The sequence below is a fragment of the Streptomyces sp. NPDC107550 genome, from assembly GCF_055639095.1.
This window is the reverse complement of sequence record NZ_JBVKBC010000007.1, coordinates 308,814-326,009: the sequence shown is the minus strand read 5'-3', so window position 1 is coordinate 326,009 and position 17,196 is coordinate 308,814. Positions and strand designations below refer to the sequence as shown.

General features: G+C 71.0%; 14 protein-coding genes and 1 tRNA gene. 13 read left to right on the top strand and 2 right to left on the bottom strand.

Annotated features, from left to right (window positions below; translation table 11 throughout):
• Positions 1-346 precede the first annotated feature (346 nt).
• The 7 genes from ACZ7LY_RS13530 (at position 347) to ACZ7LY_RS13500 (ending at position 8,661) form a co-directional block, all read left to right on the top strand.
• Positions 347-1,396 carry an ABC transporter substrate-binding protein gene (locus ACZ7LY_RS13530; RefSeq protein WP_471624704.1) on the top strand — a complete coding sequence of 350 codons (1,050 nt, stop codon included), beginning with the start codon at positions 347-349 and terminating at the stop codon, positions 1,394-1,396.
• 4 nt (positions 1,397-1,400) lie between these two features.
• Entirely contained in the window at positions 1,401-2,279 is an 879-nt protein-coding gene (locus ACZ7LY_RS13525; RefSeq protein ID WP_471624703.1) for a siderophore-interacting protein, read from the top strand.
• Between the two features lie 285 nt (positions 2,280-2,564).
• Positions 2,565-4,007 carry a pyridoxal phosphate-dependent decarboxylase family protein gene (locus ACZ7LY_RS13520; protein WP_471624702.1) on the top strand — a complete coding sequence of 481 codons (1,443 nt, stop codon included), beginning with the start codon at positions 2,565-2,567 and terminating at the stop codon, positions 4,005-4,007.
• Positions 3,991-5,256, top strand: coding sequence for a lysine N(6)-hydroxylase/L-ornithine N(5)-oxygenase family protein (locus ACZ7LY_RS13515; protein WP_471624701.1), 1,266 nt, complete (start codon positions 3,991-3,993; stop codon positions 5,254-5,256). Before ACZ7LY_RS13520 ends, ACZ7LY_RS13515 begins: the two co-directional genes overlap by 17 nt.
• Complete coding sequence (locus ACZ7LY_RS13510; RefSeq protein ID WP_471624700.1) at positions 5,253-5,825, top strand: GNAT family N-acetyltransferase; 573 nt, start codon at positions 5,253-5,255, stop codon at positions 5,823-5,825. Before ACZ7LY_RS13515 ends, ACZ7LY_RS13510 begins: the two co-directional genes overlap by 4 nt.
• Positions 5,822-7,702: an IucA/IucC family protein gene (locus ACZ7LY_RS13505; RefSeq protein ID WP_471624699.1), complete on the top strand. Its 1,881-nt coding sequence runs from the start codon at positions 5,822-5,824 to the stop codon at positions 7,700-7,702. The genes ACZ7LY_RS13510 and ACZ7LY_RS13505 overlap by 4 nt, the downstream gene beginning before the upstream one ends.
• A gap of 14 nt (positions 7,703-7,716) precedes the next feature.
• Positions 7,717-8,661, top strand: coding sequence for a DUF4429 domain-containing protein (locus ACZ7LY_RS13500; protein ID WP_471624698.1), 945 nt, complete (start codon positions 7,717-7,719; stop codon positions 8,659-8,661).
• Positions 8,662-8,670: 9 nt separating this feature from the next.
• On the opposite strand, the gene ACZ7LY_RS13495 is transcribed toward ACZ7LY_RS13500, so the two are convergent.
• Positions 8,671-10,260 (bottom strand): purple acid phosphatase family protein, encoded by a 1,590-nt coding sequence (locus tag ACZ7LY_RS13495; protein WP_471624697.1) that lies wholly within the window; start codon positions 10,258-10,260, stop codon positions 8,671-8,673.
• A gap of 196 nt (positions 10,261-10,456) precedes the next feature.
• Here ACZ7LY_RS13495 and ACZ7LY_RS13490 point away from each other — a divergent pair, with 196 nt between their 5' ends.
• Both ACZ7LY_RS13490 and glmS read left to right on the top strand, forming a co-directional pair.
• Entirely contained in the window at positions 10,457-10,714 is a 258-nt protein-coding gene (locus ACZ7LY_RS13490) for a hypothetical protein (protein WP_471624721.1), read from the top strand.
• A 47-nt stretch (positions 10,715-10,761) separates the two neighbouring features.
• A complete protein-coding gene (gene glmS / locus ACZ7LY_RS13485) occupies positions 10,762-12,579 on the top strand; it encodes a glutamine--fructose-6-phosphate transaminase (isomerizing) (protein ID WP_471624696.1) in 1,818 nt (605 codons plus the stop codon).
• A gap of 433 nt (positions 12,580-13,012) precedes the next feature.
• On the opposite strand, the gene ACZ7LY_RS13480 is transcribed toward glmS, so the two are convergent.
• On the bottom strand, positions 13,013-13,549 hold the full coding sequence (locus ACZ7LY_RS13480) for a universal stress protein (protein WP_471624695.1): 537 nt from the start codon (positions 13,547-13,549) through the stop codon (positions 13,013-13,015).
• 340 nt (positions 13,550-13,889) lie between these two features.
• Here ACZ7LY_RS13480 and ACZ7LY_RS13475 point away from each other — a divergent pair, with 340 nt between their 5' ends.
• The 4 genes from ACZ7LY_RS13475 to ACZ7LY_RS13460 all read left to right on the top strand — a co-directional run bounded on the left by ACZ7LY_RS13475 (position 13,890) and on the right by ACZ7LY_RS13460 (position 17,015).
• A complete protein-coding gene (locus tag ACZ7LY_RS13475) occupies positions 13,890-14,429 on the top strand; it encodes a hypothetical protein (RefSeq protein WP_471624694.1) in 540 nt (179 codons plus the stop codon).
• A 399-nt stretch (positions 14,430-14,828) separates the two neighbouring features.
• Complete coding sequence (locus ACZ7LY_RS13470) at positions 14,829-16,121, top strand: helix-turn-helix domain-containing protein (protein WP_471624693.1); 1,293 nt, start codon at positions 14,829-14,831, stop codon at positions 16,119-16,121.
• Positions 16,122-16,206: 85 nt separating this feature from the next.
• Positions 16,207-16,818 (top strand): oligoribonuclease, encoded by a 612-nt coding sequence (gene orn, locus ACZ7LY_RS13465; protein ID WP_471624692.1) that lies wholly within the window; start codon positions 16,207-16,209, stop codon positions 16,816-16,818.
• A 124-nt stretch (positions 16,819-16,942) separates the two neighbouring features.
• Positions 16,943-17,015, top strand: a tRNA-His gene (locus ACZ7LY_RS13460).
• The last annotated feature ends 181 nt before the right edge of the window (positions 17,016-17,196 follow it).

The following is a 17,196-nucleotide window of genomic DNA, read 5'->3' as shown; positions in this document are numbered from 1 at the left end:
CGCGCAGTTCCCCGCGCCCCTGGAGGCGGGGCTTCGCCCCAGCCTCCCCCGATAGAGGTAGCGCACGCAGTGCGCACCGAAGGGGCGCGGGGAACTGCGCGACCAGCCACCCACCGGGCGAAAGATGACCACGCACCCCAAGGGGCAGCGCCCCGTCAGGGGCGCGGGGAACTGCGCGACCAGCCGCCCACCCGGCGAAAGACGAAGAACCGCGACCAGGGGCACCGCCCCCTCCCCGCGCCGGACGGCGGCCCCCTCTGGACAGTGAGGGAAGTTAGGTTAACCTACCCTCAGTTGTTCGAGCCCGGCCCGGACTCGGTTCCGGCACGTCCGAAAGCAGCCCGTGATGCCCAACGCCCCCCTCACCCTCCCCACCCGCCGCGGCATCCTCGCCGCAACCGGCGCCCTCGGCCTCGGCGCCGCGCTCGTCGCCTGCGGCGGCGGTGACGGAGGCGCGAAAGACAGCGGCTCGGGCGCCGGCACGAAGGCGAAGTCCGGCCCCTGGTCGTTCAAGGACGACCGCGGCACGACCGTGAAGCTGGACAAGGCCCCGGCGAACATCGTCGCGTTCACCGGCGTGGGCGCCGCCCTCTACGACTACGGCGTCCAGGTCAAGGGCGTCTTCGGCCCGACCACCACCAAGGGCGGCAAGCCCGACGTGCAGGCCGGCGACATGGACGTCTCGAAGCTGACGGTCATCGGCAACGAGTGGGGCCAGTTCAACATCGAGAAGTACGCGGGCCTCGCCCCCGACGTGCTGATCAGCACGATGTTCGACGCCGCCGGCACCCTCTGGTACGTCCCGGAGGAGTCCGCGAAGAAGATCGCCAAGCTCGCCCCGAGCGTCGGCGTCTCCGTCTACGACCGCAAGCTGACCCAGCCGCTGGAGCGGATGTACGCCCTGGCCGGCTCGCTCGGCGCCGACCTGAAGGCCGACAAGGTCGTCGAGGCGAAGAAGCGGTTCGAGACGGCCGCCGCCCGGCTGCGCAAGGCCGCGAAGGCCCACCCCGACATCAAGGTCCTCGCCGGTTCCGCGAGCCCCGACATCTTCTACGTGTCGGGCACGAACCTCTCCATCGACCTGGAGTACTTCAAGTCCCTCGGCGTGAACTTCATCGAGCCCTCCGAGGCCGCGAAGAAGGCGTCCGGCGGCTGGTTCGAGAACCTGAGCTGGGAGAACGTCGACAAGTACAAGGCCGACATCATCATGATGGACGACCGCGCCCAGGCCATGCAGCCGGCCGACATCGCCAAGCCGACCTGGAAGAAGCTGCCCGCCGTGAAGGCCGGCCAGGTCATCGCCCGCTCCCCCGAGCCGATCCTCTCGTACGACAAGTGCGCGCCGCTCCTGGAGAACCTCGCCAAGGCCATCGAGACAGCGAAGAAGGTGTCCTGACCCCATGACGACGACGGCCGAAGCCCCCGCTGTAGCCCCCTTCCGATTCTTCGATCTGCAAGTGGCCCGCACGCGGCGGCTCGGCCCGTCGCTGCTCCGGGTCACGTTCACCGGCCCCGAACTGCACGCCTTCCACGGCGGCGGCCGGGACCAGTCGCTCTCCCTGTTCCTGCCGCACCCCGGCCAGGACGCCCCCGTCCTGCCGCCCGCGACCCCCGGCGACGACGGCCGCGCCTGGCACGCCGCCTACCGCGCCCTGCCCGACGACGTGCGCGCGGTGATGCGCTCGTACACGCTCAGCGGGCAGCGCCGGTACGCGGTCGAGGGCGTCGACGAGATCGACATCGACTTCGTCCTGCACGACGACGACCCGGCGACCAGCGGGCCCGCCTGCCGCTGGGCCCGCTCCGCCCGCCCCGGTGACCGCGTCGCGGTGCTCGGCCCGGCCGTCGCCGACAACGCGGCGGTGCGCTGCCGCCCGCACGACGACTTCGACCACGTCCTGCTGTGGGGCGACGAGACCGCGTTGCCGGCCACGCTCGGCGTGCTGGCCTGGCTGCCCGCCGGCACCCCCGGGCACGTCTGGCTGGAGGTGCCGCACCGCGCCGACATCCAGCCCCTCGTCACCGTCGCCGACGTCACGGTGACCTGGCTCGTACGGGACGAGGGCGCCCCGCGCGCCGTGGACGCCGTGCGCGCGGCCCAACTGCCCGACGCGGAACGCCCGTACGCCTGGCTGGCCGGCGAGTCCGGCAGCGTGAAGGAACTGCGCCGGCACCTCGTGCGCGAACGCGGCTGGGACAAGCGGGCGGTGACGTTCGTCGGGTACTGGCGGCGCGGGCTCAGCGAGGACGCGCTGCGCGCCCAGCCGGCCGACTGCTGACGCGAGACATACGGCGGGCCCCCTCGGGCCCGCCGTACGCGTATGCCGGGTACGCGCATGTCCGGTACGCGCATCTCCGGCGTGCGCAGATGCCCCACCCTCCCCGCACGTCCCGCCATCCCCGCATTTCAGTCACATATACGTGATCCGGCCATAACCCCGAGGCGAGGTCGCGGACTTAACTTAGGTTAGGCTAACCTAAGCCCAGGTCCGCGACCTCGCCTTTTCCTGCCCCGCCCGGGAACACCCGCGAACACCCGCACCCCCCACCCGGAGGAACCGTTCATGCGCTCGCACCTGCTCAATGACACGACCGCGGAGCTGTACCGCAGCTCCGTGACCGAGGGAGTCGAGCGGGTGGCGGCCAGACTCGCCACCACCACACGGCCGTTCACGGGCGTCAGCCCCGACGCCCTCGCCCCCGCCATCGACGCCGTCGATCTCGACGCGCCGCTGCACGACCCCGTCGCCGCGCTCGACGAGCTGGAGGAGCTGTACCTGCGCGACGCCGTCTACTTCCACCACCCCCGCTATCTCGCCCACCTCAACTGCCCTGTCGTCATCCCGGCGTTGATCGGCGAGGCCGTCCTGTCCGCCGTCAACTCCTCGCTCGACACCTGGGACCAGTCCGCCGGCGGCACCCTCATCGAGCGCAAGCTCATCGACTGGACCGCCGCCCGCATCGGTCTCGGGGCCGCCGCCGACGGCGTGTTCACCTCCGGCGGCTCCCAGTCCAACCTCCAGGCGCTGCTCCTCGCCCGCCAGGAGGCCAAGACCGACGCGCTGGAGAAACTGCGCGTCTTCACCTCCGAGGCGAGCCACTTCAGCATCAAGAAGTCCGCGTCCCTGCTCGGCCTCGGGGAAGCGGCCGCCGTCAGCGTCCCCGTCGACAAGGACCGGCGGATGCGGACCCTCGCGCTCGCCGCCGAGCTGGAGCGCTGCCGCGCCGAAGGGCTCGTCCCCATGGCCGTCGTCGCCACCGCCGGCACCACCGACTTCGGCTCCATCGACCCGCTCCCCGAGATCGCCGAACTCTGCGCCCAGTACGGCACATGGATGCACGTGGACGCGGCCTACGGCTGCGGGCTGCTCGCCTCACCGCGCCACCGCGACCGCATCACCGGCATCGAACGCGCCGACTCGGTGACCGTCGACTACCACAAGTCCTTCTTCCAGCCGGTCAGTTCGAGCGCCGTCCTGGTCCGCGACGCGGCGACGCTGCGGCACGCCACGTACCACGCCGAGTACCTCAATCCCCGCCGTACGGTGGCCGAACGCATCCCCAACCAGGTCGACAAGTCCCTCCAGACCACCCGTCGCTTCGACGCGCTCAAGCTGTGGATGACGCTGCGCGTGATGGGCGCCGACGGCATCGGCTCCCTCTTCGACGACGTCTGCGACCTCGCCCGCCAGGGCTGGGAACTGCTCGCCGCCGACCCGCGCTTCGAGGTCGTCGTCGAGCCGAGCCTGTCCACCCTCGTCTACCGCTACGTCCCGGCCGCAACCACCGACCCGGCCGCCGTGGACCGCGCCAACCTCCATGCCCGCAAAGCCCTGTTCGCCTCCGGGGACGCGGTCGTCGCGGGCACCAAGGTCGGCGAGCGCCAGTACCTGAAGTTCACCCTCCTCAACCCCGAGACGACCCTCGCCGACATCGCGGCCGTCCTCGACCTCATCGCCGGCCACGCCGAGCAGTACCTGGGAGACACCCTTGACCGCGCCAGTTGATTTCATCGGTATCGGCCTCGGCCCGTTCAACCTCGGGCTCGCCTGCCTGACCGAACCGATCGCCGAACTGAACGGCGTCTTCCTGGAGTCCAAGCCCGACTTCGAGTGGCACGCGGGCATGTTCCTCGACGGCGCCCACCTCCAGACCCCGTTCATGTCGGACCTCGTCACCCTCGCCGACCCGACCTCGCCCTACTCCTTCCTCAACTACCTGAAGGAATCAGGGCGGTTGTACTCGTTCTACATCCGCGAGAACTTCTATCCGCTGCGCGTCGAGTACAACGACTACTGCCGCTGGGCCGCCGCCCGCCTGACCTCCGTGCGCTTCTCGACGACGGTCACCGACGTCACGTACGACGAGGGGACCGGCCTGTACACGGCCCGCACCGACACCGGCGAGACCTACCGCGCCCCCCATCTCGTCCTCGGCACCGGCACCACCCCGCATGTGCCCGAGGCGGTACGCGGGCTCGGCGGCGACGGCGTCATCCACAACTCCCGTTACGTGCAGCACAAGAAGGAGCTCCAGAGCCGCGAGTCCATCACGCTCGTCGGCAGCGGGCAGTCCGCCGCGGAGATCTACTACGACCTGCTCAGCGAGATCGACGTCCACGGCTACCGGCTCAACTGGGTCACCCGCTCCCCGCGCTTCTTCCCGCTGGAGTACACCAAGCTGACGCTGGAGATGACGTCCCCGGACTACATCGACTACTTCCACGCGCTGCCCGAGGCCACCCGCTACTCCCTGGAGGAGCGCCAGAAGGGCCTGTTCAAGGGCATCGACGGCGACCTCGTCAACGCCATCTTCGACCTGCTGTACCAGAAGAACCTGGACGGGCCCGTGCCGACGCGGCTGCTCACCAACTCCGCGCTCACCAGCGCCCGTCACGAGGACGGCGCGTACACGCTCGGGCTGCACCAGGAGGAGCAGGACAAGACGTACGAGCTGCGCAGCGAGGCCCTGATCCTCGCCACCGGTTACCGCTACGAGCCGCCCTCCTTCCTGGAGCCGATCCGCGACCGGCTGCGCTTCGACAGCAGAGGCCGCTTCGACGTGGCCCGCAACTACGCCGTCGACGTCACCGGCCGCGGGATCTTCCTCCAGAACGCCGGTGTGCACACCCACAGCATCACCAGCCCCGACCTGGGCATGGGCCCCTACCGCAACAGCTACATCATCGGCGAGCTGCTCGGCACCGAGTACTACCCCGTCGAGAAGACCATCGCGTTCCAGGAGTTCTCCGTATGAGCACCACAGGCACCGCAGGCACCGCCCCTCTCGGCTCCCTCACCCTGCGCCCGCTCGACCCGGCCGCCGACGCCGAGCTGCTGCACCGCTGGGTCACCGACCCGAAGGCCGCGTTCTGGCTGATGCAGGACGCCTCGCGGGAGGACGTGCGGCGCGAGTACGAGGCGATAGCGGCGCACGCACACCATGACGCGTTCCTCGGTCTGCACGACGGCGAGCCCGCGTTCCTCATGGAGCGCTACGACCCGCGCCACGTCGAACTCGTCGGCCTGTACGAGCCCGAGCCCGGCGACATCGGCATGCACTTCCTCACCGCGCCCTCCGACATACGCGTCCCCGGCTTCACCCGCGCGGTCATCACCGCCGTCATGGAGTTCCTGTTCACCGACCCGGCCGTGCGCCGCGTCGTCGTCGAGCCCGACGTCCGCAACAAGGCCGTGCACGCGCTGAACGAGGCGGTCGGCTTCGTCCCCGCCCGCGAGATCGACAAGCCGGAGAAGCGCGCCCTGCTCAGCTTCTGCACCCGCGAGCGGTTCACCCGCGCCACCGGAAGGGACGCCCAGGCATGAGCAGCCCCGCGACCACCCCCGACCCCACGAACACCACCGCCCCCACGACCACCGCCCCGGCCGGTCCCGCCGCCCCCGTCGCCCACCTCACCCCCGAGCACTGGGCGCAGGCGGCCCGGCTGCTGATCCGCAAGGCGCTCGCCGAGTTCGCCCACGAGCGCCTGCTGACCCCGGAGCCCGTCCCGGCCGGCCCCGGGGACGCGCCGGGCGATGGGGACGTGCCGGGCGCCGGGGACCACTACCTCGTACGCAGCGACGACGGCCTCACCCGCTACCGCTTCCGCGCCCGCCGTCTGCGCCTGGACCACTGGCAGGTGCGGGCCGACACGATCACCCGCCACCGCGACGGCACCGAACTGCCCCTGGACGCCCTCCAGTTCTTCGTGGAGATGAAGGACTCCCTGGGGCTCTCCGACGCGATCCTGCCGGTGTACCTGGAGGAGATCTCCTCGACGCTCGCCAGTATCTGCCACAAGCTGACCAAGCCCGACGTGAGCGCCGCCGAGCTGGCCGCATCCGGGTCCTTCCAGGACATCGAGACGGGCATGACCGAGGGCCACCCCTGCTTCGTCGCCAACAACGGGCGGCTCGGCTTCGGCATCCGCGAGTACCACGCGTACGCCCCGGAGGCCGCGCACCCCGTACGGCTGATCTGGCTTGCGGCGACGCGCGAGCGGGCCGCGTTCACCTGCGGCGCCGGCCTCGACCACGAGTCGCTGTACCGCGCGGAGCTGGGCGAGGCGACCCTCGCCCGGTTCGCGGCGACGCTGCGCGAGCGGGGCCTCGACCCCGACGACTACCTGCTCATCCCGGTCCACCCCTGGCAGTGGTTCAACAAGCTGTCCGTCACCTTCGCCGCCGAGGTCGCGCAGCAGCGCCTGGTCTGCCTCGGCGAGGGCGACGACGAGTATCTGGCGCAGCAGTCGATCCGTACGTTCTTCAACACGACGTCCCCCGAGAAGCACTACGTCAAGACGGCCCTGTCGGTCGTCAACATGGGCTTCATGCGCGGACTCTCGGCCGCGTACATGGAGGCGACGCCCGCGATCAACGACTGGCTCGCCGGGATCGTCGACGGTGACGAGACGCTGAAGGCGACCGGTCTGACGCTGATCCGCGAGCGCGCCGCCGTCGGCTACCGGCACCTGGAGTACGAGGCCGCCACCGACCGCTACTCCCCCTACCGCAAGATGCTCGCCGCGCTGTGGCGCGAGTCGCCGCTGCCCCTGCTCGGGGAGGGTGAGCGGCTCGCCACGATGGCTTCGCTGCTGCACACGGACCGCGCGGGACGCTCGTTCGCCGGGGCGCTCATCGAGGGCTCGGGGCTCACGCCGAGCGCGTGGCTGAAGCCGTATCTGCGGGCGTATCTGACGCCGCTGCTGCACTGCTTCTACGCGTACGACCTCGTGTTCATGCCGCATGGCGAGAACACGATCCTCGTGCTCGACGAGCGGGGCGTGGTGCGGCGGGCGATCTTCAAGGACCTCGCCGAGGAGATCGCCGTCATGGACCCGGACGCGGTGCTGCCGCCGAAGGTGGAGCGGGTGCGCGCGGACGTGCCCGAGGACATGAAGCTGCTGTCGATCTTCACGGACGTCTTCGACTGCTTCTTCCGCTTCCTCGCGGCGAACCTCGTCGAGGACGGCGTGCTGGACGAGGACACGTTCTGGGCGGCGGTCGCCACGTGCGTACGGGAGTACCAGGAGTCGGTGCCGCACCTGGCCGACAAGTTCGCCCGCTACGACATGTTCGCGCCCGCCTTCGCGCTGTCGGCCCTGAACCGGCTCCAATTGCGCGACAACCAGCAGATGGTGGACCTCGCCGACCCCTCGGGCGCCCTCCAACTGGTCGGCGAACTGGAGAACCCGATCGCGTAGGCCAGAATTGCGGCATGGCGGAAATCATCCAGCGGGACGGGACATGGACCTTCGACGGGGAATCGCTGCGGCTGGTGCCGGGGCGGGACAAGTCCGTCGGAGTGCTGCGCCGGGCGCTGGGTGAGCGGGTCGTGCCGCTGGCCGCGCTCGCCGGGATCTCCTTCGAGCAGGGCCGCAGGACCGGGCGGCTGCGACTGCGGCTGCGGGACGGCGCCGATCCGCTGCTGCTGGCGGCGGGCGGTCAACTGGCGGACGCCTCGGACCCGTACCGGCTGACCGTCGAGCCGGACCGCTTCGGTGTGGCCGAGTACCTCGTGGACGAGGTGCGCGACGCGCTGCTGCTCGCCCAGGTCCCGGCCACCGCTTGTACGGAGTTTCTGCTGGCGGGGCCCGCGCTGCCGCTGACCGTGGCGGCGGGCGACGGCACGGTGAGCTTCGACGGGGAGCGGGTGCGTCTGGAGTGGAACTGGAAGACGGACGAAGCGAAGGCGGCGTCCGGGCCGTGCGTCCTCGACCTCGCCGACATCACGGCGGTGCGCTGGCAGCCCGCGGCCGGCCTGGAGAACGGGGCGCTGCGCTTCACCGTGCGCTCCGGCCCCACCGAGGCCCCGGCGAAGTACGACCGGAACTCGGTCGAGCTGTGGGGGTTCAAGAAGGACCCGCTGATGGCGCTGGTCGCCGCCGCGGTGCAGGCCCGCCTGCCGCACCCGGCGGCCCGCCCCGCCCCGGCGCCCGCGCTCGGCCCCGGTCCCGGCTCCGGCCCCGGCGGTCAGCCCGCGGTGGCCGTGCCCGCGCCCGCCCCTGAGCCCGCCGCCCCGGCGCCCGGGGCGGCGGCAGGCGGGGACGACCATGACGCGCTGCTGCGGCGGCTTCGGGAGCTGGGCGAGCTGCACCGGACGGGCGTGCTGACCGACGAGGAGTTCGCCGCCGCCAAGCAGGCCGTCCTCAGCCGGATGTGAGGCGGCGGGTCAGCGCCTGACCTTGCGGGCCACGACGAACTTGTCGATCTCCTCGCCCGTCTCGGCGAGCCCGCGCACGGTCAGCGTGGCGGTGCGGCCCACCGGCGCCGGTTCCACGTCCACGCGCAGGAACGAGTAGTTGGTGTACCGCACCCGCGACCAGTCGACGGTGACCGCGCGCTTGGCGCCGCCCTGCTCGACGACGTACGAGGCGAACGGGTCGATGTCCTTCTCGTGGCCCTGGTAGCTGTCGGCGACGGGGAACGCGTACAGGCTCTTGCCCGCCGCGCCGGCCGTGACGTAGACGACGCCGTCGCTCTCCGGGTAGGCGGTGCCGCCGATGGGCAGCTCCTTGGCGACCTTGTCGCCCTTGAGCACGTCGGAGCGCTCGTAGACGTGGTTGTGGCCGTTGATGACGAGGTCCACGGTGTACTTCTCGAACAGCGGCACCCACTCCTCGCGCACCCCGCCCTCGGAGGCGTGCGCGGTCGCGGTGCAGTAGGCGCAGTGGTGGAAGAAGACGACGACGAAGTCGATCCCGGAGCCCGGCGCGCGGAACTTCTTCAACTGGCTCTCGAACCACGTGGTCTGCGTCCCGCCGGAGATCCCGAGGTTCGCGGGGATCTCGTACGAGATGTCGTTCGCGTCGAGCGAGATGACCGCGGTGTTGCCGTGGACGAAGGTGTAGACGCCGGGCAGGTTCTTCGCGTCGGGCCCGTTGGCGGGCGGCGCGAAGCGGGCCTGCTGGCTGCCGTAGCCGTTGGGCGAGTACCAGGCTTCCATGTCGTGGTTGCCGTAACTGACCATCCACGGAACGGACTTGGCGACGGACTCGGTCTGGGCGAGGAACTGGTCCCAGGTGCGCGCGTCGAAGGTGTCCTTGGTCTGCCCCTGCCCGGACGGGTCGGCGTAGGCGATGTCGCCCGCGTGCAGATGGAAGGAGGGGCCCTGGGCGAGGATCAGGCTGTCGTTGGCGAGGGCGTGATAGCTGACGCCCTGGTCGCCGAAGGCCGTGAAGGTGAACGGCTCCGAGCGGGCCGGGGCGGTGGTGAAGGTGCCGATCGTGCCGGCGAAGCGCGGGGCGGCCGGGTCGAAGCCCTGGTGGCCGACGCCGTAGTAGTAGGTGCGGCCGGGCCTGAGGCGGGTCAGCTTGGCGTGCACGTAGTACTGGGTGTGGTCGGCGCTGGTGCCGACGCCGGCCGGGGTGTACAGGGCGCGGATCTCGGCCGGTATCTTCCGCGACAGCTCGCCCGGGTGCGCGCCGACGCGGATGAACGGGTCCTTCACGGCGACCGGGACCTGCCAGGACACGGTCATCTCGGTGCGCGCGTCGTCGCCGTACGAGAGGTGCCGGCCGAAGGGGGCGACGAGGGCGCCGTCCACGTGCTCGGCGGCGCCGCCGGCCGGGGCGCGGTGCCCGGCGGGGGCGGCGGAGGCGGTGGCGCCGGAGACGAAGACGCCGCCCGCGACCGCGCCGAGGGTGACGGCGCCGCCGCGGATCATGGTGCGGCGGGAGAAGGTGCTGCGCAGGTACTCGTGCTGCTCGGCGAGGCTCCGGCCGGCGAGGGCGTCGGGCACGCCCATGCGAGGAATGTCCATGGCGCGAAAGTTGCCGGGGGCGACCGTCCGCGCCGGGTACGAGGGGTGAACGCGGACCGAACAAGCGGCATGGCACACCCCAAACCTTCTCCTCCCCCTCCTCAAGACGGGCGGAATCCGGCCCCACCCCGTGATCCTTGCCCGATATCGGGCAGATTTCTTGCGAAACCCCGTGGCGTCCCCCAGGATCTACCGGGTGCACGAGGAACTGGTCGATCATCTGACGCGCAGCACGCCCCTGAACCGGGGCGAGGCGCTGCGGGTGATCCAGGACGTGCTCGCCTGGTTCGACGAGCCGGCGGAGGACTTCGTCCGCCGCCGCCACCGCGAGCTCCAGGGTCAGGGCCTGGTGAACGCGGCGATCTTCGAACAGATCACGGCGGAGCTGCGGTACCGGGCGGTCGCACCGCCCGAACTGTCGCTCCGGCAGTTGCGCCGGATCGTCTACGGCTGACCGAGGGCCCCGGCCCGGCTCACCATCAGAGGGGATTACCACCACATATGTGCGGAATTGTCGGCTACATCGGCAAGCGTGACGTCGCCCCGCTCCTCCTGGAGGGGCTGCAGCGTCTGGAGTACCGCGGCTACGACTCCGCGGGCGTCGTGATCACCAGCCCGAAGTCCACGGGCCTGAAGATGGTCAAGGCCAAGGGCCGCGTGCGCGACCTGGAGGCCAAGGTCCCGGCCCGCTTCAAGGGCACCACCGGCATCGCCCACACCCGCTGGGCCACGCACGGCGCCCCCTCCGACGAGAACGCGCACCCGCACATGTCCGGCGACGACAAGGTCGCAGTCGTCCACAACGGCATCATCGACAACGCCTCCGAGCTGCGCGCGAAGCTGGCCGCCGAGGGCGTCACGTTCCTCTCCGAGACCGACACCGAGGTCCTCACCCACCTCATCGCCCGCTCCGCGGCCGGTGACCTGGAGGACAAGGTCCGCGAGGCGCTGCGCCTGGTCGAGGGCACATACGGGATCGCCGTGCTGCACGCCGACTTCCCGGACCGCATCGTCGTCGCCCGCAACGGCTCGCCGGTCGTCCTCGGCATCGGCGACAAGGAGATGTTCGTCGCCTCCGACATCGCCGCGCTCGTCTCCCACACCCGCCAGATCGTCACCCTCGACGACGGCGAGATGGCGACCCTCAAGGCGGACGACTTCCGTACGTACACGACCGAGGGCACCCGCACCACCGCTTCCCCCACCACCGTCGAGTGGGAGGCCGCCTCCTACGACATGGGCGGCCACGACACGTACATGCACAAGGAGATCTGCGAGCAGCCCGACGCCGTGGACCGGGTGCTGCGCGGCCGGATCGACGACCGGTTCTCCACCGTCCACCTGGGCGGCCTGAACCTGGACGCCCGTGAGGCCCGCACCGTGCGCCGCGTGAAGATCCTCGGCTGCGGCACGTCGTACCACGCCGGTCTCATCGGCGCGCAGATGATCGAGGAGCTGGCCCGCATCCCCGCGGACGCCGAGCCCGCCTCCGAGTTCCGCTACCGCGACCCGGTCGTCGACCCCGACACCCTGTACATCGCGGTCTCGCAGTCCGGCGAGACGTACGACGTGCTCGCCGCCGTCCAGGAGCTCAAGCGCAAGGGCGCCCGCGTCTTCGGCGTCGTCAACGTCGTCGGCTCGGCCATCGCCCGGGAGTCCGACGCGGGCGTCTACGTCCACGCCGGCCCCGAGGTCTGTGTCGTCTCCACGAAGTGCTTCACCAACACGACGGTCGCGTTCGCGCTGCTCGCGCTGCATCTGGGCCGCATCCGTGACCTGTCCGTCGCGGACGGCAAGCGGATCATCGAGGGCCTGCGCAAGCTGCCCGCGCAGATCCAGGAGATCCTCGACCAGGAAGCGGAGATCAAGAAGATCGCCGAGGAGTACGCGGACGCCCGCTCGATGATGTTCGTCGGGCGTGTACGGGGTTACCCCGTGGCCCGTGAGGCGTCCCTGAAGCTCAAGGAGGTCTCGTACATCCACGCCGAGGCGTACCCGGCGTCCGAGCTGAAGCACGGGCCGCTGGCGCTGATCGAGCCGGCGCTTCCCACGGTGGCGATCGTGCCGGACGATGACCTGCTGGAGAAGAACCGCGCCGCGATGGAGGAGATCAAGGCGCGGGCCGGGCGGATTCTGGCGGTTGCGCATCAGGAGCAGGAGAAGGCGGACCGTACGATCGTCGTCCCTAAGAACGAGAACGAACTCGACCCCATTCTGATGGGCATCCCCCTTCAACTCCTGGCCTACCACACGGCGTTGGCCCTCGGCCGGGACATCGACAAGCCCCGCAACCTGGCCAAGTCCGTAACGGTCGAGTAGCCCTCGGGGGGCGGGGTCTCAGGCCCGGGGCCCTACGGCCGGTGGGTTTCCTCGACTCTCGCCGTGGCTGGCCGCGCAGTTCCCCGCGCCCCTGGGTGAGTGGGTCGCCCTGCCGGTGGGATTCCTCGACTCTCGCCGTGGCTGGCCGCGCAGTTCCCCGCGCCCCTGGGTGAGTGGGTGGCTTCGGCCGGTGGGTTTCCTCGACTTTCGTCGTGGCTGATCGCGCAGTTCCCCGCGCCCCTGTCGGGGCGACTGCGTCGCCACCTCCCCCCTGGGGAAGCTGGGGCGAAGCCCCGCTTCCTCAGGGGCGCGGGGAACTGCGCGAGAAGCCCCACCGGCCCGCAGAAGACCACGCGCGCGTAGTGCCCCGATAGGGGCGCGGGGAACTGCGCAGGACGGTGGCCGGTAAGGGCCCGCGCCGGAGGCCCCCGCGTCAGGGGATGACGATGACGGGGCGGCGGGCCCGGCGCGCGAGCCGCCCGGCGACGGAGCCGAAGATCCGCCCGACGAGACCGTGGGTAGAACCCACGACAATCGCGTCGGCGGCATACTCCCGCCCCACCTCCTCCAACTCATGGCAGATGTCCCCACCCCGCTCCACCAAGATCCACGGCACCTCGGAGAGATAATCCGCACAGGCCAGTTCGAGCCCGAGCACCTCGGTCCGATGATCCGGCACATCGACGAAGACGGGCGGCTCACACCCGGCCCACACAGTCGTCGGCAGCCGATTGGCGACATGCACGATGATCAGACCGGAGTCGGCCCGGTGCGCCATGCCGATCGCGTAGGCGAGGGCCCGCTCGCTGGAGGTCGAGCCGTCGAATCCGACGACGACCCCGTGCTTGAACGCGGGATCACAGGCGTGACGGAGTTCCTCGGCCGCCTGCGGGACGGCCGCGGAGTCGGCCGCGGGGTCGGCGACCTGCCGCTTGCGGCCTTCGGGTTCGGGGAGTTCGTGACCGGCCATGAGTGTCTCGGCGTGTACCTCGTGGGCCTCGTTGGAGGGGACGACAACTGATCGGCGGAGCCGTGTCCGGGAATCATCTTCCCAACCCCATACCCCCAAGGGTACGGCGACACTCCTCCTCTGCCCAGACTCCGGCCCCCATCCGAGGCCGCGACCAGGTCCGCTCCGCAGCGTTCAGGGGAGCATGCACGAGCCCCCGCCCGTCTGGCAATGGTTGCTGCCCCGTACAGGCGGTTACGGCACCCGTGTGGGCCCTGAACGGGGCCGCTCCAGTGACCGCCGCCGGTGCGCCGCGTTGAACTCCTGAACCGTCGCCCCGAGTGACCCCAGGGAGCTGTCCGTGCCCGGACCGAGCACCGCGTACCGCGCCGCACGGCGCGCCGGGGATCAGCGCCGGCGCGTACCGGCGCCCGTCCGCGCGCCCCAGTCGCACACCCGCCCGACCGCTCACGCCGACGACGCGCCACCCGGACCCGCGTCGGCCGGACCGGGCGGACCGGGCGAGGGCGAAGGCGCGGGCGCGGGCGTCGTGGCGCGCTGGGCGGCGTTCGGCGGCGTCCTCGTACCGCTGGCGCTCGTCGGGTACGGGACCTCCGCGGCCGGCGCGACGGGCGCGGCGCTCGGACTGACGGCCGTGACGGCGGCGTGCCGCATCCTGCTGCGCCGCGCGGAACGCCGGCCGCCCTCCCCCGCGTACGGAACGGCACGCGCGCGTGGTGCCGTACGGCCGCAGGGGCCCGTACATTCGCAGGAGGCCGCACAGTTGCACAGTGAACTGTCCGAGAGGCAGGGCGGCGGGCGGCGCGGACCGGGCGGGCCAGGGGCCCGGGGGGCGCGTGGGGGCGGACGCGGGGCGGACCGGAGTGCGCCGGTCGACTGACCGGATTCCATGCGCCACCCCGTAGATTTTCAGCCAACTTCGGCCGGGGGTCCTTTCCTTGCCGAAAGGGGCTTCCAACCCCCCTCCCACCAGGGCTGAAAGGACCGTAAATGCCGCGTGCACCCTACGGGGACCGGCCATGGAGTTGAGGCGTACTTCCCAGCAACGCCCGCGAGTGCAACGCTTCGTGATCGAATGCTTCACGCCAAGTTGCCATGTCGACAATCTGCCAGGTCTTTAACTGGTCACGACGGCACCACACGACACAGTAGATTCGATCATGACTGTCTGATCTGTAGGCGGCGGGGGACTTCGTGCAGGACCGAGGGGAAACGTGCAGGAGCGAACAGCCCGTCAAAGTATTGAGGGAGCCGCGATCACCGAGGGGGGCTTAGCAGGATGAGCCACGACTCCACCACTGCTCCGGAGGCGGCGGCTCGCAAGCTGTCGGGGCGCAGGCGCCGAGAGATCGTCGCCGTGCTGCTGTTCAGCGGCGGACCCATCTTCGAAAGTTCCATACCGCTCTCCGTGTTCGGGATCGACCGCCAGGACGCGGGAGTTCCGCGGTACCGGTTGCTCGTGTGCGCGGGCGAAGAGGGGCCGCTGCGAACCACCGGCGGCCTCGAACTCAGCGCCCCGCACGGGCTTGAGGCGATCTCGCGGGCGGGCACGGTCGTCGTGCCGGCCTGGCGGTCGATCACCTCGCCGCCACCGGAGGAGGCCCTCGACGCGATCCGGCGCGCGCACGAGGAGGGCGCCCGCATCGTCGGGCTGTGCACGGGCGCGTTCGTGCTGGCGGCGGCCGGTCTGCTGGACGGCAGGCCCGCGACCACGCACTGGATGTACGCGCCGACGCTCGCCAAGCGCTACCCGTCGGTCCACGTCGATCCGCGCGAGCTGTTCGTCGACGACGGCGACGTGCTCACCAGCGCGGGCACCGCGGCCGGTATCGATCTGTGCCTGCACATCGTGCGCACGGACCACGGCAACGAGGCGGCGGGCGCGCTCGCCCGGCGCCTGGTGGTCCCGCCGCGCCGCAGCGGCGGCCAGGAGCGCTATCTCGACAGGTCTTTACCTGAGGAGATCGGCGCGGACCCGCTGGCCGAGGTCGTCGCCTGGGCCCTTGAGCACCTCCACGAGCAGTTCGACGTGGAGACGCTGGCCGCCCGCGCCTATATGAGCCGCCGCACGTTCGACCGGCGCTTCCGCTCGCTGACCGGGTCGGCGCCGCTCCAGTGGCTGATCACCCAGCGGGTCCTCCAGGCGCAGCGGCTCCTGGAGACGTCCGACTACTCCGTGGACGAGGTCGCGGGCCGCTGCGGCTTCCGCTCCCCCGTCGCGCTGCGCGGGCACTTCCGCCGCCAGCTCGGCTCGTCCCCAGCCGCGTACCGGGCCGCCTACCGGGCGCGCCGGCCGCAGTCGGGCGAGGGGCCAGGGGCGCACGGCGGCGGGGGCGGCGGCCTGAAGGCCGAGAGACCCGTCGAGTCCATGGCGCCGGCCGCCGCGGAGCAGGCCGGCGGGCCCGGCCCGGTGCCCTCACAGTCCCGGCGCACGGCCGCCGCGAGCGCCCTCGGTACGGCGACGGCGTCCGCGCCGGCCGGTCCGACGGGCCACGCGGAGGGCGGGCGCGGCCCCGCCGAGGCGTACGCGCAGGGCCGGGCGAGCCTGCCCGGGCCGCGTTCGGCGTCGTAGATCCACCCGGCCCCGGCCCGGCAGCGCGCCGGAGCCGGGGTCCGGCGTCTGCCGGTGCGCGGGCCGTGCCCGTAGGGTTGTCCGCATGAACGATCGCATGGTGTGGATCGACTGCGAGATGACCGGACTCTCGCTGGCGAACGACGCGCTCATCGAGGTGGCCGCCCTGGTCACCGATTCGGAGCTGAACGTACTCGGCGACGGTGTGGACATCGTGATCCGCCCGCCGGACGAGGCCCTGGAGCAGATGCCCGAGGTGGTGCGCGCGATGCACACGGCCTCGGGGCTCCTCGACGAACTGGCCGGGGGCACGACCCTCGCCGACGCCGAGGAGCAGGTCCTCTCCTACGTACGTGAACACGTCAAGGACGCGGGCAAGGCCCCGCTGTGCGGGAACTCGGTCGGCACCGACCGCGGCTTCCTGCTCCGTGACATGCCCACGCTGGAGGACTACCTCCACTACCGGATCGTCGATGTGTCCTCGGTCAAGGAGCTGGCGCGCCGCTGGTACCCGAGGGCGTACTTCAACAGTCCGGACAAGAACGGCAACCACCGGGCGCTCGCCGACATCCGCGAGTCCATCGCCGAGCTGCGCTACTACCGCGAGGCGATCTTCGTCCCGCAGCCAGGACCGGACTCCGACACGGCCAAGGTGATCGCCGCGCGCCACGTCCTGCCTGCGGAACCTCCCCACTAGCCATCCGTACGCCCCCTCGCACGCCCCCTGTGTACGGGGCCCGGAAAAGGTGTGCGCGAGCACCCCTTCGGACCCTGTACACTTTTTCTCGGCCGGTCGGAAGAACGACAAACGACCGGACATGGTGGGTGTAGCTCAGTTGGTAGAGCACCTGGTTGTGGTCCAGGTGGCCGCGGGTTCAAGTCCCGTCACTCACCCTAGAATGATCAAGGGCTGACCTGTGAAAACAGGTCAGCCCTTCGTCATGTGCGGGAACCATGGCCAAACCGTGGCCACACCACCCCCCAAAACCGCGTCTGCTCGGCCTCCGCGAGCATCAGGAGGCGCGAGAAGAATGACGGCTCCGCGACCTACCAAGTCCGCCGGATGCGAGGCGGG

Excerpts from the sequence above, each read along its gene's own strand:
- ACZ7LY_RS13530 (WP_471624704.1), top strand. The coding sequence starts at position 347 with ATGCCCAACGCCCCCCTCACCCTCCCCACCCGCCGCGGCATCCTCGCC.
- ACZ7LY_RS13525 (WP_471624703.1), top strand. The coding sequence starts at position 1,401 with ATGACGACGACGGCCGAAGCCCCCGCTGTAGCCCCCTTCCGATTCTTC.
- ACZ7LY_RS13520 (WP_471624702.1), top strand. The coding sequence starts at position 2,565 with ATGCGCTCGCACCTGCTCAATGACACGACCGCGGAGCTGTACCGCAGC.
- ACZ7LY_RS13510 (WP_471624700.1), top strand. The coding sequence starts at position 5,253 with ATGAGCACCACAGGCACCGCAGGCACCGCCCCTCTCGGCTCCCTCACC.
- ACZ7LY_RS13505 (WP_471624699.1), top strand. The coding sequence starts at position 5,822 with ATGAGCAGCCCCGCGACCACCCCCGACCCCACGAACACCACCGCCCCC.
- ACZ7LY_RS13500 (WP_471624698.1), top strand. The coding sequence starts at position 7,717 with ATGGCGGAAATCATCCAGCGGGACGGGACATGGACCTTCGACGGGGAA.
- ACZ7LY_RS13495 (WP_471624697.1), bottom strand. The coding sequence starts at position 10,260 with ATGGACATTCCTCGCATGGGCGTGCCCGACGCCCTCGCCGGCCGGAGC.
- glmS (WP_471624696.1), top strand. The coding sequence starts at position 10,762 with ATGTGCGGAATTGTCGGCTACATCGGCAAGCGTGACGTCGCCCCGCTC.
- ACZ7LY_RS13480 (WP_471624695.1), bottom strand. The coding sequence starts at position 13,549 with ATGGCCGGTCACGAACTCCCCGAACCCGAAGGCCGCAAGCGGCAGGTC.
- ACZ7LY_RS13470 (WP_471624693.1), top strand. The coding sequence starts at position 14,829 with ATGAGCCACGACTCCACCACTGCTCCGGAGGCGGCGGCTCGCAAGCTG.
- orn (WP_471624692.1), top strand. The coding sequence starts at position 16,207 with ATGAACGATCGCATGGTGTGGATCGACTGCGAGATGACCGGACTCTCG.